General features: G+C 48.7%; 8 protein-coding genes and 1 pseudogene. 8 read left to right on the forward strand and 1 reads right to left on the reverse strand.

Going from position 1 to position 13163, the window contains the following annotated elements; genetic code table 11:
- Nucleotides 1–231 precede the first annotated feature (231 nt).
- From H8K29_RS18135 to H8K29_RS13435, 8 genes and pseudogenes are all read left to right on the forward strand, one after another.
- Nucleotides 232–1821, forward strand: coding sequence for a PAS domain-containing methyl-accepting chemotaxis protein (locus H8K29_RS18135; RefSeq protein ID WP_186897980.1), 1590 nt, complete (start codon nt 232–234; stop codon nt 1819–1821).
- A 133-nt stretch (nt 1822–1954) separates the two neighbouring features.
- Nucleotides 1955–3820: a dihydroxy-acid dehydratase gene (gene ilvD, locus H8K29_RS13410; RefSeq protein ID WP_186897981.1), complete on the forward strand. Its 1866-nt coding sequence runs from the start codon at nt 1955–1957 to the stop codon at nt 3818–3820.
- Between the two features lie 780 nt (nt 3821–4600).
- Nucleotides 4601–5632 carry a transporter gene (locus H8K29_RS13415; RefSeq protein ID WP_186885181.1) on the forward strand — a complete coding sequence of 344 codons (1032 nt, stop codon included), beginning with the start codon at nt 4601–4603 and terminating at the stop codon, nt 5630–5632.
- 50 nt (nt 5633–5682) lie between these two features.
- Entirely contained in the window at nt 5683–6306 is a 624-nt protein-coding gene (locus tag H8K29_RS13420) for a chalcone isomerase family protein (RefSeq protein ID WP_186897982.1), read from the forward strand.
- Between the two features lie 380 nt (nt 6307–6686).
- Nucleotides 6687–7319 (forward strand): GTP cyclohydrolase II, encoded by a 633-nt coding sequence (gene ribA, locus H8K29_RS13425; RefSeq protein WP_186885183.1) that lies wholly within the window; start codon nt 6687–6689, stop codon nt 7317–7319.
- A gap of 907 nt (nt 7320–8226) precedes the next feature.
- A complete protein-coding gene (locus H8K29_RS13430; RefSeq protein ID WP_186897983.1) occupies nt 8227–8949 on the forward strand; it encodes an ABC transporter substrate-binding protein in 723 nt (240 codons plus the stop codon).
- A 709-nt stretch (nt 8950–9658) separates the two neighbouring features.
- Nucleotides 9659–9895 (forward strand): annotated as a pseudogene (locus H8K29_RS18020) (IS3 family transposase); the annotation flags it as partial.
- An 86-nt stretch (nt 9896–9981) separates the two neighbouring features.
- Nucleotides 9982–11682, forward strand: coding sequence for a DUF262 domain-containing protein (locus H8K29_RS13435; protein ID WP_186897984.1), 1701 nt, complete (start codon nt 9982–9984; stop codon nt 11680–11682).
- Between the two features lie 490 nt (nt 11683–12172).
- On the opposite strand, the gene H8K29_RS13440 is transcribed toward H8K29_RS13435, so the two are convergent.
- Nucleotides 12173–13093 (reverse strand): LysR family transcriptional regulator, encoded by a 921-nt coding sequence (locus H8K29_RS13440; RefSeq protein ID WP_222611481.1) that lies wholly within the window; start codon nt 13091–13093, stop codon nt 12173–12175.
- Nucleotides 13094–13163: the final 70 nt, after the last annotated feature.

Below are 13163 nucleotides of genomic sequence, written 5' to 3' on the forward strand. Positions count from 1 at the left end.
AACTCGCCTCCAAAATGTCGCCTATCTCAGATCCGTTTTTTTTACCAGTGCAGATCTTGATCCAGATCCAGTAATCAACAGATGACATTCGACCGTTGTTGTAAATTGTTCTGAGCAAACAGCGTTGCAGCATAAGCTTGCGAATGATCAATGGTGACCAATTTACGCAATGCCATGATGGCGGGCTATTTTTTTCGTCTTCCAGTTTTTATTGCGTTTAAAGGTTTGCTTATGTCTGACAATGTTGCGGCTATTGGTAAAGAGTATGTTTTGCAAGATCATGAAACCATCGTTTCCAAAACAGACATCAAAGGCCGGATTACCTATGTGAGTGATGATTTTGTCCGCATCAGCGGATTTTCTGCCGAAGAATTAATCGGTGCTCCGCATAATATTGTTCGCCATCCCGATATGCCTCCTGCCGCTTTTGCCGATTTATGGGCGACGGTTAAAAGTGGGCGCGCCTGGTCCGGGCTGGTCAAAAATCGTTGTAAAAACGGTGATTATTACTGGGTTGAGGCGACGGCTGCGCCGCTGATGCACAACGGTCAGATCGTCGGTTTTACCTCAATACGTGTGAAGCCGGATCGCGAGCAGGTTCGCGCGGCAGAATCTGCCTATCTGGCGATAAAGACTGGCGACAAATCTGTGCGCATCAGTGATGGTGCGGTGGTTCCAGTTCCTTTGTTTAAAGGGGCGGCCTATTTTTCCGGCCTCAGTGTGTGTGCCTTGCTGAATTTGTATACGATCGCGATGCTGGTCTTGCTGAGTGTGATTACCGTTCTGAGTCTGGGGCCGGATTTTACCGGTACGGATTATGTGATCGCTGGTTTAAGTTTGTCGGCAGCCGCGGCGACTTTGCTGGTATTGCAGCGTCTGCGGCGGCAAGTGGTACAGCCTTTGCTGATGCTGGATGACTGCATACAAACGATGACGTCCGGCGATTTATCCGTCACGATCCGCGCCGGCGGCGCAAATGAAGTCGGACGCGTGACGCAGTCATTACGCGTATTACAAACGAATATCAAATTGCTCATCGGGCAGATCAAGCAAACCACCGAGCATGTCCGCAACGGTGCCAGCCAGGTGGCGGCCGGTAACGCCGATTTGTCTTCCCGCACCGAAACACAGGCGAGTTCGCTCGAAGAAACCGCATCGTCCATGGAAGAGCTGACTTCCACCGTCAGACAAAACGCCGACAATTCAAAACAAGCCAGTCACATAGTGATGTCTGCCGCGCAAGTGGCGGAAAAGGGCGGTGTCGCAGTGGCGAATGTGGTTAACACGATGGGTGCGATTAAACAGAGCTCGGGCAAAATTGCGGACATCATTACTGTGATTGACGGCATCGCATTTCAGACAAATATTCTGGCATTGAATGCTGCCGTCGAAGCTGCCCGTGCCGGGGAGCAAGGGCGTGGTTTTGCCGTGGTTGCCAATGAAGTGCGGCAGCTCGCACATCGTAGCGCTGACGCTGCGAAAGAAATCAAAGACCTGATACAAGAGTCCGTCACGCAAATAGAACAAGGCGCACGTTTGGTGGATGAAGCCGGGCATACGATGGAGGAAATCGTCAGTAGCGTGAAGCGTGCCGCCGACATCATGCATGAAATTACCAGCGCCAGTCAGGAACAGAGTGCCGGGATTCATCAGATTAATGATGCGGTGACACAAATGGATGATATGACGCAAAAAAATGCGGCCTTAGTCGAGCAGGCGGCGGCATCTGCCGATGGTTTAAAAGGGCAGTCGCTGACCTTAATTTCGCTGGTGAATTCATTTAAACTGGTCAAGACAGTCCAGCGCCGGGGTGCTGCGTGAATCAACTGACTTTTCAGTTTTGTCTGTCAATTCATATATTTAAAGTATGAATGTGAATTAAATTTGATATTTGACATATATAACGTTGAAGTGCACTCTCGCTGTTCCACATCTGATTCTGCAGGAGAAAGCTATGCCGCAATACCGTTCACGCACCACCACACATGGCCGCAACATGGCGGGCGCCCGCGCACTCTGGCGTGCGACTGGCATGAAAGACGGCGATTTCGATAAACCTATCATCGCTGTCGTCAATTCATTTACACAGTTCGTGCCAGGGCATGTGCATCTGAAAGATCTGGGGCAACTGGTTGCGCGTGAAATTGAAGCGGCTGGCGGTGTCGCCAAAGAATTCAATACGATCGCCGTGGATGACGGTATTGCGATGGGCCACGGCGGTATGCTGTATTCATTGCCGTCGCGCGATCTGATTGCCGATTCGGTCGAATATATGGTGAACGCGCATTGTGCCGATGCGATGGTTTGCATTTCCAATTGCGACAAAATCACGCCAGGGATGTTGATGGCAGCGATGCGCATCAATATTCCTGTTGTGTTTATTTCCGGCGGCCCGATGGAAGCCGGCAAGGTGCTGAAGGTGGTGGATGGCGCGAAAAAAGTGATCAAGCTCGATCTGATCGATGCCATGATCAAAGCCGGTGACAGCTCTGTCAGCGACGCTGACGTGGCAGAGATCGAACGCTCTGCCTGCCCGACTTGCGGCTCTTGTTCCGGTATGTTTACCGCGAATTCGATGAACTGCCTGACCGAAGCGCTGGGGCTGGCATTGCCGGGCAATGGCACCATCGTTGCAACTCATTCTGATCGTAAAGAATTGTTTTTACAGGCAGGTCGTCTGATCGTTGATCTGGCAAAACGCTATTACGAGCAAGACGATGCGTCAGTCTTGCCACGCAATATCGCCTCGAAAGCCGCGTTTGAAAATGCGATGGCACTCGACGTGTCTATGGGCGGCTCCACCAATACAGTCTTGCATTTGCTGGCGGCAGCGAATGAGGCGGGTGTCGAATTCACCATGGCAGACATCGACCGCATTTCACGCAAAGTGCCTTGCCTGTGCAAAGTGGCGCCGATGACGGATAAATTCCACATCGAAGACGTGCATCGTGCCGGTGGCATCGTCAGTATTCTGGGTGAATTGGCGCGTGCCGGTTTGCTCGATACGTCGCTGCCAACGATACATAGCAAAACCATGGGCGAAGCGATTGCGAAATACGATATCGCTGTGAGCAACGATGCCGCCGTTCAGCAATTGTTCCGCGCTGCGCCGGGCGGCGTGCCGACGCAGGTCGCATTTTCGCAATCGGAACGTTTCGAACAGAACGATACCGACCGGAGTGCGGGTTGTATCCGCGATAAAGCGCATGCGTATTCGCAAGATGGCGGCCTCGCGGTGTTGTACGGCAATCTGGCTGAAAAAGGGTGCATCGTCAAAACGGCGGGTGTCGATGAAAGTATTCTGAAATTCACCGGTAAAGCGCGCGTCTTTGAAAGTCAGGATGCGGCGGTCGAAGCGATCCTCGGCGATACCGTGCATGAAGGCGATGTGGTCGTTATTCGTTACGAAGGGCCGAAAGGCGGCCCCGGTATGCAGGAAATGCTGTATCCAACCTCGTATATCAAATCCAAAGGTCTGGGCAAGGCCTGTGCCTTGTTTACCGATGGCCGCTTCTCTGGTGGCTCGTCTGGCTTGGTGATCGGTCATGCATCGCCGGAAGCGGCAGAAGGCGGCGCGATAGGCCTGGTGGAAGAGGGCGATATCATCGAGATCAATATTCCTGAACGCACCATTCATCTGCGTGTCAGCGATGCGGATCTCGCCGCCCGTCGCAGCGCGATGGAAGCGCGTGGTGATGCAGCATGGTTGCCAGTTAATCGTGATCGTTATGTTTCGCAAGCATTGCAGGCATACGCGGCATTGGCAACGTCAGCGGATCGCGGTGCCGTGCGTGATTTGTCGCAGTTAAAGCGCAAATAAACTGAAACGGACATTCGCCAGACATCTGTCGGCGGATGCGGATTTGGCCTGATATGAGCCGGAATGCCAACAGGGTGATAGCGTCAGCTGCACCCTGTTTTTTTATTTCCGGATAAGGCTTTTATTCGTTGATGATGACGGAACAAAAAAAGGCCATCATCGTGTGTCTGTTTTTCTCTCTGTTTATTCCGGGTTCGGATATGCATCGCTGATTGCGCACCATCGTTGTAAATTTTCCTCAGATGGCTTCAGGCATAGGCGATTAGAAGAATCGCCCCAAATGTTTTAAAAAATGTTAATCGATAACAAGCTGGAAACAGAGTCAATTCTCTCTGCTCTATGAAGCAGCAGATAAACCGCAGGTTTCTTTGTCTGATCGACATTATGCAGAAGATAACGCAATGTCTACATCTGATATTTCTTTGATAAATCAAGTTGCTACGGCAGTTTGCGCGTTCACGTTATCATTCGCTCCAGGCAGCACGCCTGTTTGTCTGAACTATTTTTTACATCATTTGCATCTGCTTTTCTTTTGTGGAAAAGCACGAACGAATAATCGCGATTTCCCGCGATTGCACCAACTTCTGCAATTGAGCCGATCCGCATCGGCGACCTGATCTGCGCTTGCATTGTTATGACATCAGGTTCAGTTCACCGAAATAGTTTTTCTGCATGTCGTGTTTGGTATTCCCATAATAAATTCCGATCGATCGTGATGGCTGACTTCAGACCACTCTGAGGCAGCGCATTGGTGATCGGTCGTCATCATCAGGAGAAAAAATGAAATTTCCTCAATCCACTATGCGCCGTGTTGTGCTCAGCACCGTCTTGTTTGGCGCATCCGGTTTTGCTTCGTTTGCGCAGGCGGCAGAAAATAATGAAGTGGCCGTGCCTATGGGGTTCTGGAATCTGGACTCGGCAATTCTGCCTTTATCCGGCACTTACGGACAAGTGTTGTTGGCGAATTATCGCGCTGACAGTGTGAAAGGCAGCGACGGCAATGACATCGCTTTCCACAAAAATATCAGCGGCATTCCGGTTACCGTGAATGGCACAGTCAATGCAAAAATCAAAGTTGACGGCATTATTCCCAAGCTCAATTACATCAGCGAAGAAGCAATACTTGGCGGCCGTTATGGTGGCTACATCGCGATTCCTTTACTGAAAAAATCGCGCGACGTGGTGGTGTCGGTCACAACGCCGTTGCCTGCTGCGCTTCAGCAAAAAATCGGTGCGCAGGCATCCGCCGCGGCCAGCGGCAGCACCAGCGGTCTGGGTGATATCGAGCTCGCTGGCTTCATCGGCTGGAAATATGAAAGCCTGTCGATTGTGGCGGCGATGAATGTCGATTTGCCGACCGGTTCATTTGACAGAAACAGCCAGGTGAATCTGGGCATGAATTCGTATTCATTCCGTCCGTTGGTATCGGCTGCATGGTCAACTGAATCCGGCTTTGATTTTGCGGCATCGCTGGCCTACAACATCAGCACCGCGAATCGCGATACTGACTATAAATCCGGGCAGTATCTGCATCTTGAATATGTTGGCAGCTACCAGTTTTCAAATAACGTCAAAGCAGGTTTGCACGGTTATTACCTGAAGCAGACGACCTACGATAAAGATCCGAACGGCACCAGTGCACTGCCACTGATTAACGGTAATAAAGCACGTGCGGCGTCGCTGGGACCGGTGATCAGCTATCAGACTGATGATCTGAAAACACAGGTGGAATTCAAATATCTGAAAGAGTTTTCAGCACGTTCACGTCCGCAGGGCGATTTGTTTCTGCTGACGCTGAGCCGTATGTTCTGATCGCAGGACATTGCAGCTGATAACAAATAAAAAAATCTGAGGAGATACGCATGAAAGCAGTAAAGCACGCAAGGCAGATGATGGACATAATGCAGATGGTGCGCATGATGTTGATCGTTGTTGGTCTGGCTGGCAGTTTATCGCCAGCACAGGCGGCAAATGAAGCGGTGTCGCAAGTATTGGAAGAGTCAGTACAGGTTGAGGGACAGCGTTTAAACCTGAATGGCAGCGGCACGCACATCATCAAGCGCGTTAAAATTTTCAATATCGGTCTGTACACCACCAAGCCGAGAAATAACACGCCTGATCTGCTGGCGTCGCCGGGGCCGGTGCGTCTGAAACTGGTGATGGTGAAAGAGGTCGATAGTGAATTGATGAGCCGGCGTTTTCTCGCCGATATCCGTTCCAGCACCACCAAGGAAGAACGCAATCAACTGGTTTATCAACTGATGGCACTTGGCGAAGGCTTCGCCAGAATGGGTGATTGGAAAGTCGGCGATGTGATGACGATAGACTGGAGCCAGGGCAAGGGCACCGTCTTTCGCTCGAACAACCGGCAAATCGGCGAAACGCTGAAAGACGATCTGACCATGCACGCGATTCTGAAAATCTGGTTAGGCGATAACGTCGCCGATAACAAACTGAAACGCTTATTGCTGGGCGATAAAGAGTAATAAAAACTAGAAAAGGCGGCGGTCTGGGCATCTCGTCCAGATTGCCACTATCAGGAATGCATGACGATGATCTTATCGTTGCGCATTCCTGATTTTTTTTTGCCATGTGCTGACAGTTTTTCACAACTTGTATTTTTCCACATCATCCCTATTTATTTGAGCAAGCAAAGAGCGTCGCCGCAGAGCCTCAGATCCACATAGCAGGCATAGCGGACGTATCCGCCTCAGGTCGTTTATACTCTTGGTCTTCGCTGTATCAGCTGTATTCAATTTCTCAACTGATCGGCAGACGCATTTACCGCAACAGGATAAGCGCAATAGACGGCTATTGCGTTGCCCCGCAAGACGGGAATCCACTCAACAGAATTCGCGAGCACTGTATGTCAAGCAACAATCCGCCTGTAGAACAAGAAAAGCTGGCGCTGGAATACGTCGATTCCTGCAACTTACCGACGACCTGGGCAAACTTCCGCATGCATGCGTTTGTCGAACCTGCGACAGGCAAAGAACACATTGCGCTGACGCTGGGCGATGTCGCCGATGGTAAACCAGTGCTGGCGCGTATTCATTCCGAATGCCTGACCGGCGACGCCTTGTTCAGCCTGCGCTGTGATTGCGGCCCGCAACTCGAAATGGCACTCAAAAAAATCGCCGACGAAGGCCGTGGTGCTTTGTTGTATCTGCGTCAGGAAGGGCGTGGCATAGGCTTGCTGAATAAAGTCCGCGCTTATCATCTGCAAGACGATGGCGCCGATACCGTCGAAGCCAACCAGCGCCTGGGTTTTGCCGCCGATCTGCGCAATTACAGTCTGGTCGAACCGATGCTGCAACATCTCGGCATCCATTCCCTGCGCCTGATGACGAACAACCCACGCAAACTGTCAGCGATGGAAGGATTAAAAGTCACGATCGCCGAACACGTGCCGCTGATCATCGAACGCAACCCCTACAACGACCGCTACCTGAACACCAAGGTCAGCAAACTCGGCCACATGCTGTCACCGGAACTCTGATCAGCTGGATAAAAAATACAGCGGATAAATAGCGGTGGATAAAAGCAGCGGCTAAAAAGTAGCTAAAAAGCAGCAACTAATCCGCGCTGATTTGACGCTTGCCGACATTGTATTTCTACGAGCGGAACCGCAACAGGTTCCGCTTTTTTTATGCCTGCAACGCCAGTAGTGCGCAAAGAATGGCTTCTGGAGCCAAAAATATACTCCCGGGGGTATATTTTAAAGCCCTTTGTTTCTAAGGAGATGAACTCGTTTTTTCCACATACTCCCCTGAAAGTGCTTGTTTCAGAGAGGAATCATAGCAAGCGTAGGGTGCGTCATACGCACCAATTCAGGCGATGATGATTTGGTGGACTCGCAGAATCCAGCCCCGCATAAGGCGCGCAATCATCATGTGCGTCGTGGCCAGCTCAGGCTGAGAGGCGAATAAACAGGTGAGTGCTGTTTGATTGATGAGGGTGGTGCGTAGTGCGTATGACGCACCCTACGGAATACGCACGCTACGCTTGCTTATATTGAAACGCTTAGGGAAATTCAGACTTGCAAGCTGAATTCTATGTCTGATGAAATAGTGAAGCCTGATAACAAACTCCTCATACCGCGGACGCACAGAAAAACTACACATGTCGTTAATAAATGTGAAAAGTAGTGCTCACGGAATTTTGTACCGATAGACTTGATTCAGCGGAATAGCGAACAGCGCAAATGTGTGTTGAACGATATCTACAAAAAAACATTGCTTCTGTTTTTTGTTACGGCCTGCCTGTGTTTATTCTAGTTTGTCTGCACTTGTTATTACGCTTTAAATGGATGTGAAGGCTGTTGTTTTTCGAAGTGGAGAGGCGGTTTCAGAACGTACTTTTATAAATTTTCTATGGAGAGAACACGCAAGTGTTCTGTAAATATCATGAATTTTTCATTTCGCTCTGTAATTTTGTTTGGCACTTTGGTTTCTGGTTTCGCCCATGCAAATGACAATATCACGGTCAGTTTTAATGAGCGTCCTCCGTATTTAACACAAGGTACAGATGGTGCGGCATCGGGCTTAATCGGTACTGCCGCCAGCGAGGCATTCAAGGCCGCCGGGCTTGACGTCACATGGAGTAAAGTCCCTCCTAATCGTCAATTGATCGTGGTGAAAGAAGGCGGCAACAATTGCGCGATAGGCTGGTTTAAGACGCCAGAGCGTACGCAATTTGCAAAATTCACCAATCCTATTTATCGCGACAAACCGACCATCATTCTGGCCAACCCGAAGTTTGAGGCCAAGGATGGCAGCAAGCTGTCTGATTTGCTCACCGCAAAAGGCGCGCGCGTTTTAGTCAAAGAAAATTTTTCTTATGGTGGTTTCATAGACGGCAAGCTGGAGTCAGTCAAACCCACCTTAGTTAAATCCAATGGCACGCCCAGCCAAATGCTGCAGTTAATCCATGCGCATACTGCAGATTTCATGTTTGCGTCGGAAGAAGAATCAAAATATCTGATAGAACAATCAGGCGTTGCCAGCAACAGTTTGAAGCAATTGAAAGCCGCTGATATGCCAAACGGCGAATTTCGCTACATTATGTGTAGCAATCAGGTGCCGGATAGCGTGATTAGCCGTCTCAACAAGGTGATCAAGTTTAAATAAGCATGCATAGACAGTGATCAGCCAGCCGGATTTTGCACAGTTCGTGCCAGCGTCTTTGTAAACCTCAGGGTGTACGCCAGCAAATGGAGTGTCGTGCTGCTCACCCTGATGGCCACTGAGGTCTTGTCCATATTTGCTGATCACACTGTGTGTGCCAAGCTGCGCCATCGCAAGCGTAGGGTGCGTCTCACGCACCAGTCCGGCGATATTGATGTTCGTCCGCAGGTGGTAGCGTCGTATTGCGGAAAACGCTACGCCTGCTGTGCCCGGCGAAGCAGCTACACAATGCTTGCTAATTCGCACTGATCAGACGCTTGCTGACATCGTATTTCCACAAGCGGAACCGCAACAGGTTCCGCTTTTTTATACCTGCAACGCTAGTCATACGCAAAAAATGGCTTCCGGAGCCAAAAATATACTCCCGGGAGTATATTTTAAAGCTCTTTGTTTCTAAGGAGATGAAGGCATTTTTGGCGCATACTCCTCTGAAAATGCCAATTTAAGAGAAAATTACAGCATGTGTAGGGTGAGCCACACGCACTGAATCAGGATGTAGATGTTCGTCGGCTGGCAGTAACTCGCCCTGCATAAGATGCGCAATCATCATGGGTGTCTTGGTCAGATTTTAGACTGAGAGGCGAATGAATAGGTGGGCGCAGTTTGATTGATGAGAGCGGTGCGTATGACGATCCCAAAGGGATCTGCTCACTACGACAACGCGGTGGTTGAATTATTCTTTAGTAATTTGAAAAAAGAACGAGTCAATCGGAGAATTTACGAAACATGGTAAGGCGCACAATATGATATTTTTGATTACGTCTAAGTGTTCTACAATCGCAAGCAGCGATATTGTCATTTAAATCAGGTGGATCCTCTCGCTTTCGAGCGACAACATTTTGGAATGTTAAACGTTGTCTGCGAGATTTCGGGCGGTTCAAAAGAATGATGGAAATAGCGTTCTTGTTTCTTTTTGGAAATGGGACTTTTCGATGTTTAAAATTTAGTAAATAAATTTATTTTCGGGTAAACAGTATGTCTAAAAAAATTAGTGGCGCAGAGTATCCGCTAGCAAAAATTTTCAGCTCAGATTTCGATTACGCCATTCCGTCATATCAACGCCCATACGCATGGACTGAAGTTCAGGCGGGCGATTTGTTCGCTGACTTGTATGATTTTTTCATCAAGGAACAAGAAGATACATACTTCCTTGGAAGCATTGTCCTGATTAAGGAAGAAGGGAAACCATATGCAGAGGTTATAGACGGACAGCAACGGTTGACCACGCTCACAATCTTGCTTGCTGCATTGACTCAGCTTTCGAGTGGGAGTATCAGGGAGGCATTCCATAGATATCTTTGTGAACCAGGCAACGTGTTAGAAAGTCTGCCGCAAAAACCACGCCTTACGCTACGTGAGCGTGACCGGGCGTTCTTTGAGAAATTTGTGCAGGGTATTCAACTTACGGAGTTGATTAAGCAAGACGCTGCTCAACTTGACAATGAATCTCAACGAAATATTATGCAAAACGCCAAGCTGTTTCTTGACAAGCTAGCTGAAAAATTCGATAAAAACCAAGATATGCTGACTAAATTCGGCGGGTTTCTTGTGCAGCGTTGTTTCTTGGTCGCGGTGTCGACCCCTAGCCAACAATCTGCTTTTAGGGTGTTCTCAGTTCTCAATAGTCGAGGTTTGGATTTACTTCCAACCGATATTATCAAGTCTGACATTATTGGAAATATCAAGAGCCAGGATAAGCAAAACGAAGTAACTGAACGTTGGGAAGAGCTCGAGGTACAAACTGGTCGAGATGGTTTTGCAGAACTATTCACGCATATTCGAATGATTTTTGCGAAAGAAAAAGCGAGACGGTCTCTATTAGAGGAGTTTAGAGAACAAGTTATCAAGAAATTTCCTTCTGCAGAAAACTTAATGGCAACAGTTATCGAACCCTTCGCGGAAGCATATTTGATTGCGAAGAAGTGCCAGTACCTGTCCACCACAAATGCAGCTGACATAAATGGATTGTTAAAATGGTTGAATCGTATCGAGAACTCTGATTGGCTACCATCAGCAATCCGTTTTTTAGCAGATCAAGGTAAAGATGCTGAATATGTTCTCTGGTTCTTTAAAAAATTGGAGCGACTAGCGTCTTTCATGCACATATGTGGCTATGATGTTAATAAGCGTATGGAACGATATGCTTTAGTTTTGTCAGAGCTTGAAAGTACTCATGATGGGAATAATCCAATCTCAAGTGTTGAGTTAACTGACCTTGAGAAAGCAGAAATGCTTCAGGTGCTTGATGGGGACATTTATCTCATGACTGCCCGTCGGCGCAATCATTTACTCTTGCGGCTTGATGCTTTTTTAGGTGATGGTGCAGCTTCCTATGACATAGGGTTACTAACGGTTGAGCACGTTCTTCCTCAGACAGTAAGCGCGGAGTCTGAATGGCAACAGAACTGGCCTGACGAATCACTTCGGAAACAATGGGTGCACCGTCTTGCAAACTTGCTACCCTTGAACCAAAAACGTAATTCTCAGGCTCAGAATTACGATTTTGATAGAAAGAAATCTGCGTATTTTGGTGGTAAGAGCGGCATATCGTCGTATGTGATGACAACGCAAGTTCTTAGTATTCCCGAATGGACTCCCGAAATTGTGAAGCAAAGGCAATTTGATTTAATTCAACTCTTAACTGCAAAATGGGAGCTGATGCCATCGAGTCTGTGAAAGTCAGTTATTGCTTGTTCGAATCAACTCTGACGTTTGCGAAACCAACTTACGGTTTTGCGTTTACAGAACAATGGGGGGAGATGCTAATTGACATTGCACGCCTCCTTTGTAAATCGATTCTTCCCAATTTGGTCCGAAGCAAATGCAGGTCATGCCAACAGAGTTGTTCTTGTCTAAAAAAGCTGAATCCCGATGGGCTTCAGCTTTTTATTACTTTACGGCTGCTGTTTTACCATCACACCTGTTTTGAGGGCTTTTAAGTTTTAAAATATACTCCCAAGAGTATATTTTAAAACCCTTTTTTTATAAGGAGATAAAGGCGTTTTTGGCGCATACTCCCCTTAAAATGGCTGATTAGATGACTTTTCGTATTGCTTCACCGCGTACCGCTTCGCGCGCAGGCGATGCGTTTGCGTGCAAAAAAATCAAAAACAGCCAGCGACATGAGCTGCCCCGATAACGTGAAGATCAACTTATCGGTGGCAGTTCATTGCTGTACAGAGAATTCCCCGATGTTGACGCCTATCTGATCGCGTAACCATCGATGAGCGGGATCGTTATCACTGCGCGGATGCCAGGCAATTGACAGGTCGAATTTGCCTGCTTCAATCGGCAGATCAATCATATCCAGGCGATCGGCATGTGCCGTAAGAAAGTCTTCTGGCATAGTGCAGACGAAATCCGTGTTGGCAATGATCGTTGGCACCAGACTGTACTGCGGTACTGATGCTACGACTTCGCGCTGTAGGCCATGCGTTTTCAGCAGCTCGTCCATAAAACCGTGAAAGCCCCCTTCGTTGGACACAATGACATGACGCATGGCGCAGTATTGCTCCAGCGTGAGTTCGCCAATACCCCGGGGATGTCCTTTACGTTGTCCCAGCTTGTGAGCGCCACTCGTCATCTGTCTGGTCCGTAGGGATTCCGGCACAAAACGACTGGCGCAGGCCAGCAAGTCAATTTCTCCGCGCTCCATCTGGGTAACAATGCGATTAAGGTCATGCGGCACGACAGCCAGCCTCAAGCCTCGGCCACCATGACGGTCAAGCTGTCTGATCACTGCCATCATCACGGTGGTCGTGCAATTATCGTTGCCAGCAATGCGAAAAGTGTGTTTGCTGTTCTTCGGGTCAAACGAGGGGACTGTACTGATCGCCTGTCCAAGTGCCTCGAGCGCGCTGCGTAACGGTTGTTGCAGATCTAATGCTCTGGGTGTGGGAACCATGCCGCGCCCATTTTCTGCGGTCATCAGTAGCGGGTCGCCAAACAGATCTCGCAAGCGCGCGAGTTGGGCTGACATGGCCGGTTGACTCAGGTGTAACCGGCTGGCCGCACGCGTCACGTTTTTCTCTTCCAGCAGCATGTCTAACGATACCAGCAGCGGTAAATCAGGGCCTCTTATATCCATGGAGTTTATACCTTGTATATCAATGATTGATTTTATGTATGTATTGTAAATTGGTTTAATGCGTGTCTGT

The organism is Undibacterium sp. CY21W, assembly GCF_014284265.1.
GTDB classification, from domain to species: domain Bacteria; phylum Pseudomonadota; class Gammaproteobacteria; order Burkholderiales; family Burkholderiaceae_D; genus Undibacterium; species Undibacterium aquatile.